Source organism: Pseudomonas parasichuanensis (genome assembly GCF_021601385.1).
Taxonomy (GTDB): Bacteria; Pseudomonadota; Gammaproteobacteria; order Pseudomonadales; family Pseudomonadaceae; genus Aquipseudomonas; species Aquipseudomonas parasichuanensis.
In genome coordinates this window covers 38,570-62,684 of sequence record NZ_BQHO01000002.1, presented here as the reverse complement: position 1 = coordinate 62,684, position 24,115 = coordinate 38,570, and the positions used below count along the sequence as shown (strand labels likewise).

The window sequence follows — 24,115 nt, the reverse complement described above, 5'->3', positions numbered from 1 at the left end:
GCAGCCAGCGCTGCCACTCTCCATCGAAGGAATCGGCAATGAACGAACTCTCATCGCGCCTGAACCGCGAACGGCGCTTTCTGGTGCTCCTTGGCCTGATCTGCCTGGCGCTGATCGGCGGTGCCCTGTACATGCAGGTGGTGCTGGGCGAAGCACCATGCCCGCTGTGCATCCTGCAACGCTACGCCTTGCTGTTCATCGCGATCTTCGCCTTCATCGCCGCGGCCATGCCCGGGCGTAAAAGCCTGACACTGTTCGAGGCACTGGTGGTGCTGAGCGCCATCGGCGGCATCGTTGCAGCCGGCAACCATGTGTATATACTCGCCAACCCCATGGTCAGCTGCGGTATCGATACCCTGCAGCCGATCGTCGATGACCTGCCGCTGGCCAAGCTCTGGCCGCTGGCGTTTCAGGTCGACGGCTTCTGCTCCACGCCGTACCCGCCGATCCTCGGCCTGTCGCTTGCCCAATGGGCCCTGTTGGCGTTCGTGCTGACGGCCATCCTGGTGCCGCTGGGGATCTACCGTAACCGTCGCCACGAACGCACCGTTCGTTAGACCAAAGTCCTTGTTTGACCCAGGTCTATTGCGCGGCGAGATAAGTAGGAAATCAGCCCCCAGGGTTGCTCTGGATCAACCCCCAGGCCTTGCGCTACAAGGGTTTCAGGGCTACTGCGCGGGGTGCGACAAACTGTCGCGAAGTTGATTTTTAGGGTGCTATTGTTACGGATTCTGTAAAAGACTGTTGCTCAATAAGTCATAGTCAATGGGGGGCGACCTATCTACAATCGCCCCCAATTTCCGTTCGGCACTGCTTGCGAGTCGCAGGATTGAAGGAAGCCGCAGCGCTTTCTTATTGCTGACTTCGACAAGTTTCGCCCAACGGCGATCCGGGCGGACACCCCTCCGCGTTTTCCCGCACCAAATGGACTTGGTCTGAAGTACAGGCCGTTTGCCTACGAAACCATAAAGCTCCGTATACCCGCTCGCGCCCAGGTCCAGCAGTCGGACCCCAGGCAGGGGCGAATTCGGGCTCGAAATGCTAACGCTTGGCAGGACGAAGTGTTGGCTACCAAAACACAAATTGCATTGAAGCAAGCTGATCTAGAGGTCGTGAGATGAGTAAAAAGCGTTACCCCAGACTGTTTGGCATATTGCCCTTTTTAGGCATGCTTTTACTCAGTGGGTGCAACTGGACCCTGCTCGACCCGAAGGGCCAGGTAGGCATTGAGCAGAAGAACCTGATCCTGATCGCCACCGGCCTGATGCTGCTGGTGGTTATTCCCGTGATCATCATGACCCTGGCGTTCGCCTGGAAGTACCGTGCTTCCAACAAGGGCGCCACCTACACCCCCGACTGGTCGCACTCGACCAAGATCGAGGCCGCGGTGTGGATCATCCCGATCCTGATCATCATCGCCCTGGGTTATGTCACCTACCACTCCACCCACAAGCTGGACCCGTACCGTCCACTGGATTCCGATGTGAAGCCGGTGCAGATCGACGTGGTCGCGCTGGACTGGAAATGGCTGTTCATCTACCCGGAACAAGGCATTGCCACGGTCAACACGATCGTCTTCCCGGCCAATACCCCGGTCAACTTCCGTGTCACCTCGGACGCCGTGATGAACTCGTTCTTCATCCCGGGCCTGGGCGGCCAGATCTACGCCATGGCTGGCATGACCACCAAACTGCACCTGATCGCCAACGAGAACGGTGTGTTTGACGGTATCAGCGCCAACTACAGCGGCGCCGGTTTCACCGGTATGAAATTCAAGGCAACCGCCACTTCGCAAGCTGACTTCGATGCATGGGTCGCGCAAGTGAAGGCCTCGCCGAAGAAGCTGGACAAGGCCGAATACGAAGCCCTGGCCAAACCAAGCGAAAACAACCCGGTCGCGCTGTACAGCGAGGCACCGGCTGACCAGTTCCAGCGCATCGTCGACAAGTACGAAGGCATGAACCGCGGCAAGCCGGTCCACGAAGAAGCAGGCAGCAAAGATCTGGCCACTACCAATGGGGTGGAATCGAGTATGCAACCAGCTGCCGGTGCAGAGGAGTAAGAGATGTTCGGTAAATTAACTCTGGAGGCGATACCGTATCACGAGCCGATAGTCATGGTGACGCTTGCCATGATCGCGCTCGGTGGTATCGCTGTCGTTGGTGCCATCACCTATTTCCGCAAGTGGACCTACTTGTGGACCGAGTGGCTGACCACGGTCGACCACAAGAAAATCGGCGTGATGTACATCATCGTCGCTATGGTCATGCTGCTGCGCGGCTTTGCCGACGCCATCATGATGCGTACCCAGCTGGCTGCCGCTACCGGTGGCTCCGAAGGCTACCTGCCGCCTGAACACTATGACCAGATCTTCACCGCCCACGGTGTGATCATGATCATCTTCATGGCGATGCCGTTCTTCACCGGCCTGATGAACCTCGCGGTTCCTCTGCAGATCGGTGCACGTGACGTTGCCTTCCCGTTCCTGAACTCCCTGAGCTTCTACCTGCTGCTGGCAGGCGTGCTGCTGGTCAACATCTCGCTGGGCGTTGGTGAATTCGCCAAGACCGGCTGGGTTGCCTATCCGCCGCTGGCGGGCATCCAGTACAGCCCTGGGGTGGGTGTCGACTACTACATCTGGGCGCTACAGCTCTCAGGCTTGGGTACGACGCTTACCGGTGTGAACTTCCTCGTCACCGTGATGAAGATGCGCGCACCTGGCATGAAGCTGATGGACATGCCGATCTTCACCTGGACCTGCACCTGGGCCAACGTGCTGATCGTCGCTTCGTTCCCGATCCTGACCGCCGCTCTCGCGCTGCTGACTGTTGACCGTTATCTGGACTTCCACATTTTCACCAACGAGCTTGGTGGGAACCCGATGATGTACGTCAACCTGTTCTGGGCGTGGGGTCACCCTGAGGTTTACATCCTGATCCTGCCGGCCTTCGGCGTGTTCTCGGAAGTGACTTCGACGTTCTCTGGCAAACGCCTGTTCGGCCACCACTCGATGATCTACGCATCGGGCGCTATCGCCATCCTTGGCTTTGCGGTCTGGCTGCACCACTTCTTCACCATGGGTGCCGGCGCCAGCGTCAACACCTTCTTCGGCCTGGCGACGATGCTGATCTCCATTCCGACCGGTGTGAAGCTGTTCAACTGGCTGTTCACCATGTACCAAGGCCGTGTGCGCTTCACCGCACCGATGCTCTGGACCCTGGGCTTCATGGTCACCTTCTCCATCGGTGGCATGACCGGCGTACTGCTAGCCGTTCCAGGTGCTGACTTCGTTCTGCACAACAGCCTGTTCGTTATCGCTCACTTCCACAACGTGATCATCGGTGGCGCGGTATTCGGCTACATCGCCGGTTTCGCCTTCTGGTTCCCGAAAGCCTTCGGTTTCACCCTGAACGAGAAGTGGGGCAAAGCTGCCTTCTGGTTCTGGCTGTCGGGCTTCTACGTTGCGTTCATGCCGCTGTACGCCCTGGGCTTCATGGGCATGACCCGTCGTCTGAACCACTCCGACAACCCACTGTGGGAACCCTACCTGTACGTAGCCGTTGTCGGCGCCGTGCTGATCCTGTTCGGTATCGCTTGCCAGCTGATCCAGATCTTCGTGTCGGTTCGCGACCGCAAAGACAACATGGACGTCACTGGCGACCCATGGGGCGGCCGCACCATCGAGTGGTCCACTTCGTCGCCACCTCCGTTCTACAACTTCGCTCACATGCCTGAGAAAGTTGGCCTGGACGCCTGGCACGAAGCCAAGGAAGCCGGCGTTGCGTACAAGGTTCCGGCCAAGTACGAAGCGATCCACATGCCGAGCAACACCTCCACCGGTCTGTTCATGGGTCTGTTCCTGACCGTGTTCGGCTTCGCCTTCATCTGGCACATCTGGTGGCTGGTGGGCGCGAGCCTGTTCGCAACCATCGCGGTCTTCGTTCGCCACGCTGCACGTGACGACCAGGGCTACATGGTTCCGGCCGAAGAAGTGGCGCGCATCGAAGGCGAGCGCATGAAGGCGCTGGCCAAGGCTGGTGTACTGCCTGCCGGCGGCGCACGTGTCGAATCGTTTGAACGGGTGTAATCAATGTCCAGTCAAGTAATCCACGGTGCTGCTCATGGTCACGACCATGGGCACGACGAGCACCACCACGACTCGGGCCAGATGACCGTACTCGGTTTCTGGCTGTACCTGATGACCGACTGCATCCTGTTTGCGTCGCTCTTCGCCACCTATGCGGTGCTGTCCGGCGGTTTCGCCGGCGGCCCGTCGGGTCACGACATCTTCCAGCTCGACTTCGTGCTGGTTGAAACCGCGTTCCTGCTGCTGTCCTCGATCACCTTCGGCTTCGCCATGCTGAAGATGTTCGACGGCAAGAAAGCAGGTGTACTGGGCTGGTTGGCCGTGACCTTCCTGTTCGGTGCTGGCTTCATCGCGATGGAAATCTACGAGTTCCATCACCTGATCGCTGAGGGCTACGGCCCGCAGCGCAGCGGCTTCCTGTCGGCGTTCTTCGCGCTGGTCGGTACCCACGGTCTGCACGTGACCGCCGGTCTGATCTGGATGGCGATCATGATGTACCAGATCAACAAGCACGGCATCACGCCGACCGCCAAGACCCGCATGAGCTGCCTGAGCCTGTTCTGGCACTTCCTCGACGTGGTCTGGATCTGCGTATTCACCGTCGTCTACCTGCTGGGGGTTCTGTAATGGCTAACGCACACGACACTCATCACGAAGGTAATCACGGCAGCGTGAAGTCCTACATGATCGGCTTCGTACTGTCGATCATCCTGACCGCGATCCCGTTCGGCCTGGTGATGTACCCGAGCCTGCCGAAGAACCTGACCGTCCTGATCGTGGTGGCCATGGCCGTCATCCAGGTGGTAGTGCACCTCGTGTACTTCCTGCACATGGACCGCTCGAAAGAGCAGCGTTCCAACGTGTCGACGTTCCTGTTCACCGTACTGGTAATTGCACTGCTGGTCGGCCTGTCGCTGTGGATCATGTTCAGCATCCACTTCGAAATGATGGCCAAGTGAGGTAAGACTGCATGTCCGTGAAGCACTTTATCCAAATCACCAAACCGGGGATCATTTTCGGTAACGTGCTTTCCGTGGCAGGCGGGTTCTTCCTTGCCGCGAAGGGCCAAGTGGACTTCGCCCTGTTCCTGGCAGTGGTGATCGGTACCTCGCTGGTGGTCGCGTCCGGATGCGTGTTCAACAACTGCATCGACCGTGACATCGACCACAAGATGGAGCGCACCAAGAACCGCGTCATGGTGCAGGGCGGCATGTCGCTGCCCCTCGCGCTGATCTACGCCACCCTGCTCGGGGTGGCCGGTTTCAGCCTGTTGTATGTGCAGGCCAACCCGCTGTCGGCGTTCTGCGCCCTGGTTGGCTTCGTGGTCTACGTCGGTTTCTACAGCCTCTGGCTGAAGCGCAAATCGGTGCACGGCACCCTGGTCGGCAGCCTGTCCGGTGCCATGCCTCCGGTGATCGGCTACTGCGCCGTGAGCAACAGCTTCGACCTGGCTGCAGTGACCCTGCTGGTGATGTTCAGCCTGTGGCAGATGCCGCACAGCTTCGCCATCGCCATCTTCCGCTTCAAGGACTACAGCGCCGCCAACATCCCGGTCCTGCCGGTGGCACGCGGTATCCTCGCAGCCAAGAAGCAGATCGTGCTGTACGTGCTGGCCTTCGTGCTCGCCACCCTGATGCTGACCCTGGGCGGCTACGCCGGCCTGGGCTACCTTGCCGTGGCAGCGGCCATGGGCCTGTACTGGTTGTACATGGCCTGGGGCGGCTACAAGGCCGAGGACGACAGCAAGTGGGCGCGCAAGGTGTTCGGCTTCTCCATCCTCACCGTCACTGCCCTGAGCGTGATGATGGGTGTGGACAGCCAGACCGCGGCCGATGTGCTGATGACCTACGCACGCTGATACAGCGGGCTGTTACACCAGGAACCCCGGCCAAGTGCCGGGGTTTTTTTATGCCTGTAATGGCCCTATCGCCGGCAAGCCGGCTCCCACAGTTACTGCGCACTCTTGGGGACTTGCGCGATACCTGTGGGAGCCGGCTTGCCGGCGATAGGGCAGGGCCTGAAAATATAAATCTAGAATTTTCGAGTGAACGATCTGAAATGATCTAACTAAACAGGATTTTATCCTTTACAAAATACATATTTCGGCACTATCTTCTGTTTCGGCCGCCTAAGCGGCCAGCGTCGCTCGGACGGTTCCGGGCGCTTACGTCTCCAGAGGAAACCATGGCCAATCCAGGTTCGCCGCGCCGTTTCGCGCGCATCGATCGTCTGCCCCCTTACGTCTTCAACATCACCGCCGAACTCAAGATGGCCGCCCGCCGCCGTGGCGAGGACATCATCGACCTGAGCATGGGCAACCCCGATGGCGCCACCCCGCCGCACATCGTCGAGAAGCTGGTGCAGGTCGCCCAGCGTGAAGACACTCATGGCTATTCCACCTCGCGCGGCATCCCGCGCCTGCGCCGGGCCATCTCCAACTGGTACAAGGACCGCTACGAGGTCGAGATCGACCCGGAAAGCGAAGCCATCGTCACCATCGGCTCGAAAGAGGGCCTGGCGCACCTGATGCTCGCCACCCTCGACCAGGGCGACACCGTGCTGGTGCCCAACCCCAGCTACCCGATCCACATCTACGGCGCGGTGATCGCCGGCGCCCAGGTGCGTTCGGTGCCGCTGGTGCCGGGCGTGGACTTCTTCAACGAGCTGGAGCGGGCGATCCGCGAGTCGATCCCAAAGCCGAAGATGATGATCCTTGGCTTTCCGTCCAACCCCACGGCCCAGTGCGTCGAGCTGGACTTCTTCGAGCGCGTGGTAGCGCTGGCCAAGCAGTACGACGTGCTGGTGGTGCACGACCTGGCCTACGCCGATATCGTCTATGACGGCTGGAAGGCGCCGTCGATCATGCAGGTACCGGGGGCCAAGGACATCGCGGTGGAGTTCTTCACCCTGTCCAAGAGCTACAACATGGCCGGCTGGCGGATCGGCTTCATGGTCGGCAACCCGGAGCTGGTCAGTGCCCTGGCCCGCATCAAGAGCTACCACGACTACGGCACCTTCACCCCCTTGCAGGTGGCGGCCATCGCCGCCCTGGAAGGTGACCAGCAGTGCGTGCGCGACATCGCCGAGCAATACCGCCAGCGCCGCAACCTGCTGGTCAAGGGCCTGCACGAGATGGGCTGGATGGTCGAGAACCCCAAGGCGTCGATGTACGTCTGGGCCAAGATCCCCGAGCAATACGCACACCTGGGGTCACTGGAGTTTGCCAAGAAGCTGCTGGCCGAGGCCAAGGTCTGCGTATCGCCGGGCGTTGGTTTCGGTGATTACGGCGATGACCACGTGCGCTTCGCCCTGATCGAGAACCAGGACCGTATTCGCCAGGCCATTCGCGGCATCCGCCAGATGTTCCGCGCCGATGGTTTGACCAACAAGTAAGCTGGCCGGGCCCTATCGCCGGCAAGCCGGCTCCCACAGGGATTGCTCTGTACCTTGTGGGAGCCGGCTTGCCGGCGATGAGGCCAGTACAGGCAACACCGATCACCTTCTTCAGACGCCGATCAGCGGCGATCTTTTTTTCATTCCCCCCCTTCTCAGCCAGTCGCGCCTGGATTACAAATAGCGCCGCGGGCGCTCGCCCCGATAACAACAACCTCCCTCCCTGGTCATCATGTCCGAACAGAACCCTTGCCTGACCTGCGGCGCCTGCTGCGGCTACTTTCGTGTGTCTTTCTTCTGGGGTGAATGCCAATCGGCCGGCGGCCTGGTGCCTGACGACCTGGTGGTGCAGATCAACCCGACCCGCGTCGCCATGATCGGCACCGACGCCAAGCCTTGCCGCTGTACCAGCCTGGGTGGCGAGATCGGCAAGCAGGTCGCCTGCGGCATCTACGAGAACCGCTCCAGCCCCTGCCGCGAGTTCGACGCCTCGTGGGAGAACGGTGTGCACAACCCCAGTTGCGACGATGCCCGTGCGGCCTATGGCCTGCCACCACTCACCCCGCCCGGCGCGAACGAACCCCACTGGCCGGAGGAAGGCGCCGAGGTTGCCTGAGGCGCAAGCGCAACGGTAAGGCCGTCACATTCTGGCGATAGGCCATGACCGTCTGTCGGCTGGATCCAATTCCGTGAGGCCTGTAACCCGCGAATCACGTGGCGCTTTGAAAAAGTATTAACACCATTTGACCGCCCCACACGGCGCGCTGCCTGGCCCTGAGCGGCTACACATTCCCTCAAAGGAACTTGTAGCCAGGGTCAGGCCGTTCGGTCGTCGCGTGTTTTCATCCTAGCAACGCCGCTGCACACGCATTCAGGGACTGAGTGACCTGATCCACGAAGGAGCTCTCCGTGGACAGAAGTGTTGCCGCCCGTTTTCCCGCTCGTTTCCATCAACTCTCCCTGGCCGTCAGCCTGGCCGTCGGTGCCATGGCGTTCGGCGTGCCAGGGGGGCAGGCGCTGGCCGCCTGTACCACTGCCGGAGCGACGGTCACCTGCAACGGCGCGGCCAACCCGCTCGCGCCGAGCTATTCCAACAGCGGCAACGGCCTCACGGTCAACGTCAACCCAGGCGCCACCCTGGGCACGCTGCTGGGCGTGGGCGGCACCTCGTTGTCGCTGGCCGGCAACAACAACACCTTGAACAACAACGGCACCATCGACCCGACCTTGCTGGGGCTGCTGAGCATCCAGTCCAGTGCCGTGCTGATCGGCAACACCGGCACCGGCAGCACCCTCACCCTCAACAACAACGCAACGGGCGTGATCAAGGGCACGGGCGCTTTGCTCGGCGCGAACCTGCTCAACCTCACGGGCATGGCGCTGGATGCGCGCAACGGTGCCTCGGGCACCACCACCATTACCAACGCCGGCAGCATCGGCTCCTCGGCTTTGGCCAGCCTCACCCTGGTGAGCGAGGACACCCCGGTCATCGCCGTGACCGGCGGCAGCACGGTGAACTTCACCAACACCGGCACCATCCTCGGCCGTGCAGCCTTCGAAGCGTCTGCGGCGGGCAATACCTTCACCAACGCCGGGACCCTCACCGGCAGCCTGTCGATGGGCGCCAACAGTACCAACCGCTTCAACGCCATCACCGGTTCCAATGTCGGCGCGGGGTTGGGCATCGGCGTGGCCCTGCTGGTCACCAGCAACCCCAACCTGGCCTTCGCGGCGGCGGGCAAGATCGATGGCGGCGCCGGCGGCACCAACACCCTGGCCCTGCAGAACGCCATCGGCGGCGGCAGCGGCACCAGTGGCAGCGGCACCATCAACGCCAGCAACTACATCAACTTCAGCCGGCTGATCGTCGACAGCGGCACCTGGAGCCTGATCGGCCAGGTGCTCAACGGCACCACCCAGACCACCCTCAACGGTGGCCAGCTCAACTTCGACAACGCCAGCGCGTTCGGCACTGGCGGTATCACCGTCAACGGCGGTGGCCTGGCAGGCACTGTTGGCGGGCTGAGCTTGAGCAACGCGCTGACCCTGAACGCCGGCCTTAACGTCGGTGGCGCCACCGACATGACCCTCAACGGCGTGATCGCAGGTGTCGGCGGGCTGACCAAGACCGGCGCCGGCCTGCTCACCCTGGGCGGCACCAATACCTACAGCGGCGGCACCACATTGGCCGCCGGCGGCCTCAACCTCACCAGCGCTGCGGCGCTGGGCAGTGGCGGGCTCACCGTCAATGGCGCCGGCAGCCTGCAAGGTAGCGTGCCGCTGGTGCTGAACAACGCCGTGGCACTCAACGCTGCCCTCAGCCTGCCTGGCAGCAACGCCTTGACCCTGGGCGGCGTGCTCAGCGGCACCGGTTCGCTGGTCAAGAGCGGCAGCGGCAACCTGACCCTCAACGGCATCAACACCTTCAGCGGCGGCACCACCCTGGCCACCGGCACCCTCACCCTGGGCAACAGCAACGCCCTGGGCACGGGGGCCCTGGGCCTCACCGGCAACGCCAGCCTGGACACCACGGCGGCGATGACCCTGGGCAACGCCATCAACCTGGGCAGCAGTGCCCTGACCTTGACGGGCAACAACGCACTCACCCTCGGTGGCGTGATCGGCGGTACCGGCAGCCTGGTCAAAAACGGCACCGCAGATCTCACCCTCAACGGCGTTAACACGTACAGCGGCGGTACCAGCCTGGCCGCAGGCACGCTCACCGTCGGCAATAGCGCCGCGCTGGGCACCGGTGCCCTGGCCCTGACCGGCAACGCCAGCCTCGATGCCAGTTCCGCGGTCAGCCTGGGCAATGCGATCAGCCTGGGCGCCAACACCCTCAACCTGCTGGGCACCAGCGCCACCACCCTGGGCGGCGTGATCAGCGGCACCGGCGCAGTGGTCAAGAACGGCGCCGCCGACCTGGCGCTCAATGGCAACAACACCTTCAGCGGCGGCCTGACGCTGAACACCGGTAATCTCACCGTCGGCCACAACAACGCCCTGGGTACCGGCGCGCTGACCCTGGGTGGCAATGCCAGCGTCGATGCCAGCACTGCGGTCAGCCTGGGCAACGCGATCAACCTGGGCGCGAACAGCCTCAACCTGCTGGGCACCAGCGCCACCACCCTGGGTGGGGTGATCAGCGGCACCGGCGCACTGGTGAAAAACGGCAGCGCCGGGCTGACCCTCAACGGCGCCAACACCTTCAGCGGCGGCACCACCCTCAATGCTGGCGTGCTGACCGTCGGTAACAACAATGCCCTGGGGACCGGCGCGCTGACCCTGGGCGGCACTGCAAGCCTCGATGCGGGCGTGACCGTCAACCTGGGCAACGCCATCAACCTCGGCGGTAACACCCTGACCCTGCCGGGCAGCAATGCCGCGACCCTGGGCGGGGTGATCAGCGGCACCGGCGCGCTGGTCAAGAATGGCAGCAGCAACCTCACCCTGGCGGGCAGCAACACCTTCAGCGGTGGCCTGACCCTCAACGCCGGCACCCTGACCCTGGCCAGCGCGGCGGCACTTGGCACCGGTGCGTTGACCGTCGGCGGCGCATCGACGCTGGCCAACACGACGGCGTTCTCCCTGGGCAACGCGGTCAACCTTGGCGGCAACCTGACGCTGGCTGGCGCCAACAACCTGGTGCTGGCTGGCAACCTCAGTGGCACCGGCGGCTTGACCAAGAATGGCAGCGCCAGCCTGACGCTGAGCGGCAACAACACCCACAGTGGCAACACCGCGCTCAACGCCGGCACCTTGGTGCTGGGCAGCAACACCGCACTGGGGAGCGGCGTGCTCAACGCTGTCGCCAACACCACCCTGGATACCAGCGTGGCCGGTTTGAACGTCGGCAACGCCATCAACCTGGCTGGCAACCTCAACCTGGCCGGCAGCAATGACCTGACCCTCAGCGGTGTCATCGCCGGTGCCGGCGGCCTGACAAAGGCCGGCAACACCATCCTGACCCTGACCGGCGCCAACACCAACAGCGGCGCCACGTTCCTCAATGCCGGCACGCTGGTTGTCGGCAGCAACACTGCCTTGGGCACTGGCATGCTCAATACCGCCGCCGGCACTCACCTGGATGCCAGCTCCCCGGTCAGTCTCGCCAACGGGGTGCTACTGGCTGGCGCGCTGACCGTCGATGGCAGTGCCAACCTCGGCCTGAGCGGTGTGCTCAGCGGTACCGGCTCGTTGGTCAAGAACGGCAACGCCAGCCTGACTCTCAGCGGCAACAACCTCTACACCAACGGCACCCAGCTCAATGCCGGCACGCTGATCACTGGCAGCGATACGGCACTCGGTACCGGGGCCCTGACATTGGGCGGCAATGCCAACCTCGACGCCACTACCGCAGTGAGCCTGGCCAACGCGGTCAACCTGGGTGCCAATACCCTCAACCTGCTGGGCAGCAACGCCACCACCCTGGGTGGCGTGATCAGTGGCACGGGCGCGCTGGTCAAGAACGGCAGCGCCGGCCTGACCCTCAATGGCAACAACAGCTTCAGCGGCGGCACCACCCTCAACGCTGGTGTGCTCACCGTGGGCAACAACAACGCCCTGGGTACCGGCGCACTGGGCCTGGGCGGCAATGCCAGCCTCGATGCCGGCGTGGCGGTCAACCTGGGCAACGCCATCAACCTGGGCGGCAATACCCTGACCCTTCCCGGCACCAGCAATGCCACCCTGGGCGGCGTGATCAGCGGTACCGGCGCACTGGTCAAGAACGGCGCCACCAACCTCACCCTGGGCACCGCCAACACCTTCAGCGGTGGCCTGACGCTCAATGCCGGCACCCTGACCCTGGCCGATGCCGCTGCGCTGGGTACTGGCGCGCTGACCGTCGGCGGCGCCGCAAGCCTGGCCAACACCGGGGCGTTCACCCTGAACAACAGCGTCAACCTGGGCGCCAGCCTGACCCTGGCCGGCGCCAACAACCTGACCCTCGGCGGCACCATCAGTGGCAGCGGCGGGCTGATCAAGAACGGCGCCGCAAGCCTGACCCTCAGCGGCAACAACACCCACAGCGGCAACACCGCGCTCAACGCCGGTACCCTGGTACTGGGCAGCAACACGGCGTTGGGGACCGGCGCGCTCAACGCTGCCGCCAACACCACCCTGGATACCAGCGTGGCCGGTTTGAACGTCGGCAACGCCATCAACCTGGCCGGCAACCTCAACCTGGCCGGCAGCAATGACCTGACCCTCGGCGGTGTCATCGCCGGTGCCGGCGGCCTGACCAAGAACGGCGCCAGCACACTGACCCTCAACGGCGCCAACACCAACGTGGGCAACACCAACCTCAACGCCGGACGCATCGTGGTCGGCAGCAACACCGCGTTGGGCGCGGGTGCGCTCAACGCCGCCGCCGGCACCAGCCTGGATGCCAGCACCGCCGTTACCCTCGGCAACACGGTCAACCTGGCTGGCGCCCTGACCCTCGGTGGCAGCGCCAACCTCGGCCTTGGCGGGTTGATCAGCGGCGTTGGCAGCCTGGTCAAGAACGGCAGCGCGACCCTGACCCTGTCCGGTGCCAACGCCTACCTCGGCGGCACCACCCTCAACGCCGGTGGCCTGGTGCTGGGCAACGGCAACGCCCTGGGTGTAGGCACGCTGACCGTGGCGGGTGCGGGCAGCCTTGATACCAGCGCCGCGCTCAGCGTCGGCAACGCCATCACCCTGGATGCCGACCTGACCCTGGCCGGCAGCAACAACCTCAACCTCAACGGCGCGATCGACGGCACCGGCCGCCTGATCAAGAACGGTGCAGCCACGCTCACCCTCGATGGGCTCAACACCTACGCCGGTGGCACCTTGCTCAACGCCGGCAGCCTGGTGCTCGGCAACAGCAGTGCGCTCGGCACGGGTGCCCTGACCGTGGCCGGCGTCGCCAGCCTGGACAACAGCAATACCATCAACCTGGGCAACGCCGTCGCCCTCAACGCCAACCTCACCGTGGCGGGCAGCAATGACCTGATCCTGGGTGGCGTCGTCAGCGGGGCAGGGCAACTGGTCAAGAACGGCGCAGCGACCTTGACGCTCAACGGCATCAACACCTACTCCGGCGGTACCAGCCTCAATGCCGGTGGGTTGGTCGTCGGCAACAGCAGCGCCCTGGGTAGCGGCACGCTCGCCGTGACCGGGGCCGCCAGCCTCGACAACAGTGCGCCGCTTGCCCTGGCCAACGATGTCAGCCTGGGTGCCAACTTGACCCTGGGCGGCAGCAACGACCTGGTCTTGGCTGGTGTGCTCAGCGGCACCGGTGGCCTGATCAAGAATGGCCTCGCCGACCTGACGCTCACTGGCAACAACACCTTCAGCGGCGCCATCGATCTGCTGGCAGGCAGCCTCAGCACCCTGAGCAGCACGGCGCTGGGCAACACCTCGGGGGTCAATGTCGGCGCCGGCGCAAGCCTTAACCTCGGCGCCAATGCCAGTGTCGGCGGCCTGACCGGCGCCGGTGCGGTCAACGTTGCCGGCGGCAGCAACCTGACCGTGGGCGGCAACAACCTCAACAACGTGTTCAGCGGCGTGCTGGCGGGCGCGGGCGGCCTGGTGAAGAACGGCACCGGCAGCCTGGAGCTGTCGGGCGTCAACGTGCTGGCGGGCAACACCACGGTCAACGCCGGCCTGCTCAATGTCACCGGTACCCTGGCCAGCGCCAACGTGCAGGTCAATACGGGCGCCAGCCTCGGCGGCAGCGGCAGCCTGCTCGGTGCGGTGGACATCGCCGACGGCGCGCACCTGCTGGCCAACAGCGGCGCGACCTTGGCCACCGGCGCACTGACCCTGCACAACGGCTCGATCCTCGATTTCGGCCTGGGGTCGCCGTCCACCGGCGGTACCGCGTTGGTCAACGTCAACGGCAACCTGACCCTCGACGGCACCTTGAACGTCACCGATATCGGCGGCTTCGGCACCGGTATCTATCGCCTGTTCGACTACACCGGCGCCCTGGTCGACAACGGTGTGCTGTTCGGTTCGATTCCCGGCAGCGTGCTGCCGGGCGACCTGCAGGTGCAGACGTCGATCGGCTCCCAGATCAACCTGCTGGTCGGCGGCGCCAGTGGCACCGTGCAGTTCTGGGATGGTGCCCAGTCCGTGCCCAACGGCGTCATCGACGGTGGCACCGGCACCTGGAATGCCGGCAACACCAACTGGACCGATATCAACGGTGTGCTCAACAACACTTGGGCCAGCGACTTCGCCGTGTTCCAGGGCACCGCGGGCGACGTGACCCTGGTCGGCACCCAGAGCGCCAGCGGCCTGCAGTTCGTCACCAACGGCTACCGCCTGATCGGTGCCGGCGGGTTGAACCTGGTCAATGGCAGCAACGGCGCCTTCGCTGTGCGTGTCGACCCAGGCGCCACCGCCACGCTCAACGTTGGCCTGTCCGGCAGCGGCCAGCTGGCCAAGATGGACAGCGGCACCCTGGTGCTCAACGGCGCCAACAGCTACACCGGCGGCACCCTGCTCAACGGCGGGGCGCTGGTGGTCGGCAGCAACACCGCCTTGGGCACAGGCGCAATCAGCACCGCGGCGGGCACCAGCCTGGATAGCAACACGGCCGTCACCCTGGGCAACGCCTTCGCCCTGAACGGCGCGCTGACCGTGGCCGGCAGTGCCGACCTTGGCCTGGCCGGTATCGTCTCGGGCAATGGCAGCCTGAGCAAGAACGGTGGCGCCAACCTCACCCTGGGCGGTGCCAACACCTACAGCGGCGGCACCACGCTCGGCGCCGGCACCCTGACCCTGGGCAATGCCCAGGCACTGGGCACCGGTGGCCTCACGGTCAACGGGGCTGCCAGCCTGACCAGCACGGGCGACTTCAGCCTGGCCAACAGCGTTGCCCTGAATGCCAGCCTCACCCTGCCGGGCAGCAGCAACCTGACCCTCAACGGCGCGGTGAGCGGCAACGGCGGGCTGATCAAGGCCGGCAGCGGCGTGCTCACCCTCAACGCCAGCAACAGCTACCAGGGCAACACCAGCCTCAACGGCGGCACCCTGGTGGTGGGCAGCAACACCGCGCTGGGCACGGGCGCGCTGAATGCCGCAGGCGGCACCACCCTGAGCAGCAACGCCGACGTGATCCTGGCCAACCAGATCACCCTGGCCGGCAACCTGACCCTTGCCGGTGCCCAGAACCTGACCTTGGGCGGCAACATCACCGGCGTCGGCGGCCTGACCAAGACCGGCAGCGGCACCCTGACCCTGAACGGGACCAATGGCAACCTGGGCAACACCAACCTCAATGCCGGCACCCTGGTGCTCGGCAGCGCCAGCGCGCTTGGCCTGGGCCAGCTCAACGCGGCCGCCGGCACCACGCTGGACAGCAACACCGGGTTGAACATCGGCAACACCGTCAACCTCGGCGGCAACCTGACCATCGCCGGCAGCAACGACCTGGGCCTGGGCGGCCTGGTTACCGGCGCCGGCAGCCTGACCAAGAACGGCGCCAGCAACCTGACCCTCAGTGGTGCCAACACCTTCATCGGCGGAGTGACCCTCAACGGCGGCACCCTGACCCTGGGCAACAACCAGTCGCTGGGCATTGGCAACCTGACCGTCGGCGCCGCCGCCAACCTGGCCACCCTCGGCCCGCTGACCCTGGCCAACCAGCTGTTGCTCAACGACACCCTCAGCCTGACCGGCAACAATGACCTGGCACTGAACGGCGTGATCAGCGGCACCGGTGGCCTGAGCAAGGCCGGCAGCGGCAACCTCACCCTTGGCGCCGCCAACACCTACCAGGGCACCACCACCCTGGGCGGGGGCACCCTGACCCTGGGTAACAACACCGCACTGGGCCTGGGCAACCTGTCGGTAACCGGCAACAGCACCCTGGCTACCACCGGCGTGCTGCAGGTGGCCAACGCCATCGGCCTTGGCACCGGCAACACCCTGAGCATCACCAACAGCCAGGCCCTGACGCTCGGCGGCGTGATCAGCGGCGCCGGTGCCTTGGGCAAGCTCGGCAGCGGCCAGTTGATCCTCAATGGCAACAACACCTACAGCGGCGGCACCACCCTGCAGGCCGGCAGCCTGCTGCTGGGCAATGCCGGCGCCCTGGGCAGCGGTGCGCTGACCGTCAACGGCGCCGCAGGCCTCGACAGCAGCCTGGCGCTGGCGCTGGCCAACGCCGTCAACCTGGCCGGGGGCAACCTCACCCTCGGCGGCAGCCAGGCGCTCACCCTCAATGGCGTGGTCAGCGGCAACAACGCCCTGGTCAAGAACGGCGCGGCCAGCCTGACCCTCAACGGCAACAACACCTACAGCGGCGGCACCACGCTCAACGGCGGCACCCTGGTGGTGGGCAGCAACACCGCCCTGGGCAGCGGTGCCCTGAGCACCGGCGCCAATACCAGCCTGGACGCCAGCGGTGCCGGTGTCACCCTGGCCAACGCCGTGCACCTGGGCGGCGCGCTCAATGTGCCGGGCAGCGCCGACCTCACCCTCGACGGCGTGCTCGACGGCGTGGGTGGGCTTGCCAAGTCCGGCGCCGCCACCCTGACCCTCAATGGCGCCAACAGCTACTTGGGCGGCACCACCCTGAACGCCGGCCGGCTAGTGGTCGGCAACGACAATGCCTTGGGGCAGGGCGGCCTGACCGTGGCTGGGGCCTCGACCCTGAGCGCCGGCAGCAACGCCACCCTGGCCAACAACCTCACCCTCAATGCCGGCCTGACCGTCGACGGCAGCAATGACCTCACCCTCAACGGTGTGATCAACGGCACCGCCGGCCTGAGCAAAAGCGGCAGCGGCAACCTGACCCTCAACGGCAACAATGGCTACCAGGGCGGCACCCAGCTCAGTGCCGGGCGCCTGACCCTGGGCAGCAGCGGCGCCCTGGGCACCGGCACGCTCGCAGTCACCGCCGATGCCACCCTGGCCAACAGCTCGCCGATGGCCCTGGGCAATACCATCGCCCTGAGCAACAACGCCAACCTGACCTTCGACGCCGCCAACGCGCTGATCCTCAGCGGTGACCTCAGCGGCACCGGCAACCTGATCAAGACCGGCGTGGACGACCTGACCCTGGTCGGGGTCAAGACCTTCACCGGCGACATCGACATCCAGGCCGGCTCCCTCACCACCCTGGGCAGCGGTGTGCTGGCCAACGTCGACACCCTCAATGTCGGCGCCAGCGGCCAGCTCAACCTCAATGGCAACGCGAGCCTGGGCAGCCTGACCGGCAGCGGCCTGGTCGATGTCGGTATCGGCAGCGTCCTGAGCCTGGGCGGCAACAACCTCAGCAACACCTTCGCCGGCGGCCTCAACGGCCTCGGCGGCCTGACCAAGGTCGGCACCGGTACCTTGACCCTGACCGGCACCAGCAACCTGGCCGACAACACCCAGGTCAACGCTGGCACCCTGAAGGTCGACGGCACCCTGGGCAGCAACCTGCTGACCGTCGGCAACGGCGCCACCCTGACCGGTGGCGGCAACGTCAACGCCACCGTCATCGTCAGCAATGGCGGGCACCTGGCCGGGCAGAGCGGGAGCACCCTGGGCCTGGGCGCGCTGGTGTTGAACAGCGGTTCGGTGGTCGATGCCGGCCTCGGCGCGCCTTCCACCGGCAGCAACGCGCTGTTCAACGTCGGCGGCAACCTGACCCTCGACGGCACGCTCAATGTCAGCAATATCGGCGGCTTCGGCAACGGCGTGTACCGGATCTTCGACTACACCGGTGCCCTCACCGACAATGGCCTGGACTTTGGCAGCCTGCCACTGGGCGTCGGCCTGGGTGACGTGAGCCTGCAGACTGCCCTGGCCAACCAGGTCAACCTGCTGGTCAGCGCCGCCGGGCTGAACATCCAGTTCTGGGACGGCAGCCAAAGCGTGCCCAACGGCACTGTCGATGGCGGTGCCGGGGTATGGAACGGCGCCAACACCAACTGGACCGACCTCAATGGCCTGACCAACGGCACGTGGGGCAGCACCTTCGCCGTGTTCCAGGGCACTGCCGGTGACGTCACCGTCGACGGCAGCCAAAGCCTTACCGGCATGCAGTTCGTCAGCAACGGCTACCGCTTGCTGGCCGGCACCGCCGGGGCACTCAACCTGGTCAATGGCAGCAGCGGCGACACCAGCGTGCGTGTCGACCCGGGCGTGATCGCCACCCTCGACCTCGGCCTGACCGGCAGTGGCAAACTCAACAAGCTCGACAGCGGCACCCTGGTGCTCAACGGCAGCAACAGCTACAGCGGCGGCACCGCCCTGAGCGGCGGCACCCTGGTGTTGGGCAATGACAGTGCCCTGGGCAGCGGCGTGCTCGATGCCGCCAGCGGCACCACCCTGGATACCAACCAGAGCGTGACCCTGGGCAACGCCATCACCCTGGCCGGCCCGTTGAACCTCAGTGGCAGCAACGACCTGGCGTTGGACGGTGATATCAGCGGCAGCGGTGGCCTGGTCAAGGCCGGTAACGCGCGCCTGGCGCTGGCCGGCAACAACACCTTCGCCGGCAACACCGCACTCAATGGCGGCACCCTGGTGGTCGGCTCCGACAGCGCCCTGGGCAGCGGCGCACTCAACGCCGCCGCTGGCACCCGCCTGGACAGCAGCCAGGCGGTGACCCTTGGCAACAACGTCAACCTGGCGGGCGCCTTCAACGTGCTGGGCAGTAACGACCTTATCCTGGGCGGGACCGTCGCCGGTTCCGGCCGCCTGCTCAAGTCCGGTGCCGCGCGCTTTGCCTTGATGGGGGCCAACACTTACAGCGGTGGCACCGAACTGCAATCCGGCACCTTGGTGGTGGGCAACAACGCCGCCCTCGGCAGCGGCGGGCTGGATGTCACCGGCAACGCCAGCCTCGACAGCAGCAGCGCCGTGACCCTGGCCAACCCGGTCAATGTCGGCGGCGTCCTCAACGTACTGGGCAGCAACGACCTGCACCTGGCCGGTGTGCTCAGTGGCGCCGGCACCCTGAACAAGAGCGGCCTGGCCGACCTGACGCTGTCGGGCAACAACACCTTCAGCGGTATCCTCAACCTCCTCAGCGGCAGCCTCAGCACCATTGGCACCACCGCCCTGGGCACCCAGAGCCAGCTCAACGTCAGCAGCGGCGCCAGCCTCAACCTCGACGGCAACACCAGCCTGGGCGATATCGGCGGCACCGGCGCGATCCAGATCGCCGCAGGCAACAGCCTCAACGTCGAAGGCGGCGTGTTCGACGGCAGCATCAGCGGCACCGGTACCCTCAACAAACTGGGCAGCAGCCTGCTGGCCCTCAACGGCACCAACAGCCACAGCGGCAGCACCAACGTGCAGGCCGGGGGGCTCAAGGTCGACGGCAGCCTGGCCAGCAGCACGGTCAACGTCGCCAGCGGCGCCACCCTGAGCGGTGGTGGCAGCCTGGGTGGTGCGGTGACTGTCGCCAGTGGCGGTAGCCTGGCCGCCATCAGCGGCGCCACCCTCGATGCCGGCAACCTGGCGCTGGACAACGGCTCCAGCTTCAATGCCGCCCTTGGCGCAGCGAGCAGCAGTGCCGGGGCGCTGGTCAATGTGGCCAACAACCTGACCCTTGGCGGCACCCTCAACGTCACCGACATCGGCGGCTTTGGCGCCGGCGTGTACCGCCTGTTCGCCTACGGCGGCAACCTGGTCAACAACGGCATGGCCATCGGCAGCACACCGTTGCCGCCCAGCGACCTGACCGTGCAGACCGCCGTTGCCAACCAGGTCAACCTGGTGGTCGGCGGCGCCAGCAACGTGCTGTTCTGGGATGGCAGCCAAACCGTCGCCAACGGCCTGATCGAGGGCGGCAGCGGCGTGTGGGATGCCACCAACACCAACTGGACCGACGTCAACGGTGTGCTCAACACGCCGTGGAACGACACCTTCGCCGTGTTCCAGGGCACCGCGGGGACCGTCACCGTGAACGGCAGCCACAGCACCACCGGCCTGCAGTTCGTCACCGATGGCTACGTGCTCAATGCCGGCAGTGCGGGCGAGCTGCTCACCGCCAGCAGCGGTACCACCAACCTGCGGGTCGACAGCGGCGTCACCGCCACCCTCAACGTGGCCCTCAATGGCACCGGCACCGTGGCCAAGTACGACACTGGCACCCTGGTGCTCAACGCCGCCAACGGCTACAGCGGTGGCACCGCGCTCAACGGCGGCACCCTGGTGGTGGGCAACGACAGCGCCCTGGGCAGCGGCAGCCTGACCGCCGCCGCCGGCACCACGCTGGACAGCAACACCGCGGTGACCCTGGCCAACAACGCTGTGCTCAACGGCGCCCTGGCCATCGGCGGCAGCAACGCCCTGGCCCTCAACGGGGTCATCAGCGGCAGCGGCGGCCTGGTCAAGAACGGTGCCGGCCAACTGACCCTGGGCGGTGCCAACAGCTACAGCGGTGGCACTCAGATCAACGCTGGCAGCGTGGTGGGCAACACCAGCAGCCTGCAAGGGGCGATCCTCAACAACGCGGCGCTGACTTTCGAGCAGAACAGCAACGGCAGCTACACCGGCAACCTCACCGGCAGCGGCAGCCTGACCAAGAACGGCAGCGGCGAGCTGCTGCTGACCGGGGTCAATGGCCTGACCGGCGCCACCGTCGTCAACGCCGGCAGCCTGCAAGTCAACGGCCGCCTCGACAGTGCCACCGTGCAGGTTGCCACCGGCGCCCGCCTGGGGGGCAGCGGCACGCTCTCCGGTGCGGTGCAGATCGCCAACGGCGCCACCCTGGCCGCCGGCCAGAGCAGCACGCCGCTGACCCTGGGCAGCCTCGGCCTGAGTTCGGGCAGCGCCCTGGACTTCAGCCTGGGCGCACCCGCCGCCTCCACCACCGTGGTACGGGTGAATGGCAATCTGGTCCTCGACGGTACGCTGAACATCACCGACGCCGGCGGCTTCGGCACCGGGGTCTACCAACTGTTCAGCTACGGCGGCACGCTCACCGACAATGGCCTGATCCTTGGCGCCATCCCTGGCAGCGTGGCCCTGGCCGACCTCAGCCTGCAGAGCGCCATCGCCAACCAGATCAACCTGGTGGTGCAAGGCGCGGGCGACACCCTGCAGTTCTGGAACGGCGGCAAGACCAACCCCGATGGCAGCATCGGCGGCGGCAGCGGTACGTGGGGCCCAGGCACCAACTGGACCAACGCCGGCGGTACCAGCGGCGACAACTGGGGCAACCAGTTCGCCGTGTTCGGCGGCGCGCCGGGCACCGTCACCGTGGTCGGTAACCAGTCCTTCACCGGCATGCAGTTCCTCAGCGATGGCTACCAGGTAGTGGCAGGTACAGGCGGCAGCCTGACGCCGGTCAATGGCGCCGGGGGCAGCCTGGCCCCGGTACGCGTCAATGCCGGTGCCACCACCGTGGTCAGCGCGCCACTGGTGGGCAGCGGTGGGATCGAGAAGCTCGATGCCGGCACCCTGGTGCTCAGTGGCGCCAACACCTACAGCGGCGGCACCACGGTCAGCGGCGGTACCCTGGTGGGCAACACCACCAGCCTGCAAGGCAACATCCTCAACAACGCCAGCCTGGTGTTCGCCCAAGGCAGCAATGGCACCTTCAACGGCACCCTCAGCGGTACCGGCACCACCACCAAGCAAGGTGCCGGCAGCCTGCTGCTGACCGGCAACCAGCCGTTCAGTGGCGCGTTCAACGTCAACCAGGGCGTGTTGCAAGTGGGCGATGCCGCCCACCCTGGCACCAACCTCGCCGCCCAGGTGACCGTGGCCAACGGTGCCGCGCTCACCGGCAACGGCACCGTCGCCAGCCTGAGCAACAGCGGCACCGTGCTGCCAGGGCCGGGCGGTAACCTCAACGTCACCGGCAACTTCACCAACACCCCCAGCGGCACCCTGGTGATCGACCTGGGCACGGCGCCGGTGAACTACCTCAATGTGGGCGGCACCGCCAACCTTGGCGGCAGCCTGCAGGTGCTCAACCTCGACGGCGACAACGGCCAGTACACCGTGGTCAATGCCGCCGGTGGGGTGAACGGCACCTTTGCCAGCACCAACCTGAGCAATTCGGCGTTCCTCAACAGCTCGCTGGACTACGGCGCCAACCAGGTCACCCTGTCGGTCAGCCGCAATGCCACGGGCTTCACCGACGTGGCGGCCACCAGCAATCAGCGTGGCGTGGCGGCGGCGCTGAGCAGCGCGGGCGCGCCGGCAGCATTGAGCAACAACGTCCTGGCGATGAACCAGCAGCAGGCGCGCGAAGCCTTCGACAGCCTGTCCGGCGAGATCCACGCCAGCACCGCCAGTGTGCTGATCGAGGATTCGCGCTACATCCGCGACGCGGTCAACGACCGCCTGCGCCAGGCCGACTGCAGCCGCCAGGACGACCCACGCCGCACCTTGGCACCGACCGCCAACCAGCAGCTGACCAGCGAAGGTTGCCAGGGCCAGGCGGTGGGCTGGATCCGCGCTATCGGCGGCTGGGGCGACTACGACGGCAGCAGCGGCCACGCCAGTGTCGACCGCGACCTGTCCGGTTTCATGCTCGGTGTGGACCGTGCCTTGGATGATGAGTGGAAGGTCGGTATCGCCGCGGGCTACACCCGCGACAGCATCGACGCCCACCGTCGCCGCTCCGATGCCACGGTCGACAGCTACCACCTGACCACTTACCTGGGTTACCAGCTGGACGCCTTCGCCGCCCGTATGGGCGTGGCCTACAGCTGGCACGACATCGACACCAAGCGCGATGTTTCGGTGGGCAGCTATGACGACCGCCTGAAGGCCAAGTACAAGGCGCGCAGTGCCCAGGTGTTCGGTGAGGTGGGGTATGCCATCGATGCCGGCGGCATTGCCCTGGAGCCGTTCGCCGGGCTGGCCTACGTCAACTACGACAGCGACACCGCCCACGAGAAGGGCGGGGCAGGGCGGCTGGAGGGCAAGGTCGATCAGGACGTGACCTACTCCACCCTGGGCGTGCGCGCCGGCAAGCGCATCGTGCTGGACAACGGCAGTGCGATCACGCCACGGCTGTCCGTGGGCTGGCGGCATGCCTTCGGCGATGACAAACCGGATGCCGACCTGCGCTTTGTCGGTGGGGGGGCCGGGTTCAGCACCGAGGGCGTGCCGATTGCCAAGGATGCGGCGGTGGTCGAGGCCGGGCTGGACCTGGCGGTGGGCGAGAGCGGCAAGCTGGGGGTTGGGTATTCCGGGCAGCTGTCCAACGAGGCTCGGGATCATGGGGTGACGCTGAGCTTCAGCATGGGGTTCTGAGGTAGATCGTCGGGGCCGCGTCGCGGCCCTTTCGTTGGCGAGGCGCAGCGGCAACTGGATACCGCGCCTTGTTGGCATGACGCGGTTTCGGTGTGGGCGTTGCCGCCGCTCCACATGACTCAAGACATGCACCAAGGCAGGCGCCGGTACTTTCACAGGAGTAACTGGCCCGAAACAAACTGTGGGACCTGGCTTGCCAGCGATGCGCCGCGCGGGCGGCGCTCGATCTGATAGGCGCTGCAAGGCTATCGTCGAACACCTGGTGGCCGTGATGCGGTCCTGTGCCAGGCTGTGTGCTCTGGCCAGGTGCCCCATATCGTCCAGGGATCGTGTCGGGGCCGCCTGGTGCTTGGCAGTCGATTGCATCAGGGCATGCAGGTGCCTGCCACAGCCCTTGCAGCGCCTATGAGATCGAGCGCCGCCCGCGCGGCGCATCGCTGGCAA

9 protein-coding genes are annotated in these 24,115 nt (G+C 65.5%); all 9 read left to right on the top strand.

The features are described from left to right. Nucleotides 1-38 precede the first annotated feature (38 nt). The 9 genes from L6D77_RS01895 to L6D77_RS01855 all read left to right on the top strand — a co-directional run bounded on the left by L6D77_RS01895 (nt 39) and on the right by L6D77_RS01855 (nt 23,671). Nucleotides 39-557, top strand: coding sequence for a disulfide bond formation protein B (locus L6D77_RS01895; protein ID WP_110995875.1), 519 nt, complete (start codon nt 39-41; stop codon nt 555-557). Between the two features lie 560 nt (nt 558-1,117). Further along, on the top strand, nt 1,118-2,062 hold the full coding sequence (cyoA, locus tag L6D77_RS01890; protein WP_232882078.1) for a ubiquinol oxidase subunit II: 945 nt from the start codon (nt 1,118-1,120) through the stop codon (nt 2,060-2,062). 3 nt (nt 2,063-2,065) lie between these two features. After that, nucleotides 2,066-4,087 carry a cytochrome o ubiquinol oxidase subunit I gene (cyoB, locus tag L6D77_RS01885; protein WP_232882079.1) on the top strand — a complete coding sequence of 674 codons (2,022 nt, stop codon included), beginning with the start codon at nt 2,066-2,068 and terminating at the stop codon, nt 4,085-4,087. Between the two features lie 3 nt (nt 4,088-4,090). Next, complete coding sequence (cyoC, locus tag L6D77_RS01880; protein ID WP_110995872.1) at nt 4,091-4,714, top strand: cytochrome o ubiquinol oxidase subunit III; 624 nt, start codon at nt 4,091-4,093, stop codon at nt 4,712-4,714. Next, nucleotides 4,714-5,046, top strand: coding sequence for a cytochrome o ubiquinol oxidase subunit IV (cyoD, locus tag L6D77_RS01875; protein WP_153786516.1), 333 nt, complete (start codon nt 4,714-4,716; stop codon nt 5,044-5,046). Before cyoC ends, cyoD begins: the two co-directional genes overlap by 1 nt. An 11-nt stretch (nt 5,047-5,057) precedes the next feature. After that, nucleotides 5,058-5,945, top strand: a complete 888-nt coding sequence (gene cyoE, locus L6D77_RS01870) for a heme o synthase (RefSeq protein ID WP_125465460.1) — start codon at nt 5,058-5,060, stop codon at nt 5,943-5,945. A gap of 326 nt (nt 5,946-6,271) precedes the next feature. Next, entirely contained in the window at nt 6,272-7,480 is a 1,209-nt protein-coding gene (gene alaC / locus L6D77_RS01865; protein WP_232882080.1) for an alanine transaminase, read from the top strand. A gap of 232 nt (nt 7,481-7,712) precedes the next feature. Then, nucleotides 7,713-8,096, top strand: coding sequence for a YkgJ family cysteine cluster protein (locus L6D77_RS01860; protein WP_232882081.1), 384 nt, complete (start codon nt 7,713-7,715; stop codon nt 8,094-8,096). Between the two features lie 293 nt (nt 8,097-8,389). Continuing rightward, the gene (locus tag L6D77_RS01855) at nt 8,390-23,671 is read left to right on the top strand and encodes an autotransporter-associated beta strand repeat-containing protein (protein WP_232882082.1); all 15,282 of its coding nucleotides are present in this window, start codon (nt 8,390-8,392) and stop codon (nt 23,669-23,671) included. The last annotated feature ends 444 nt before the right edge of the window (nt 23,672-24,115 follow it).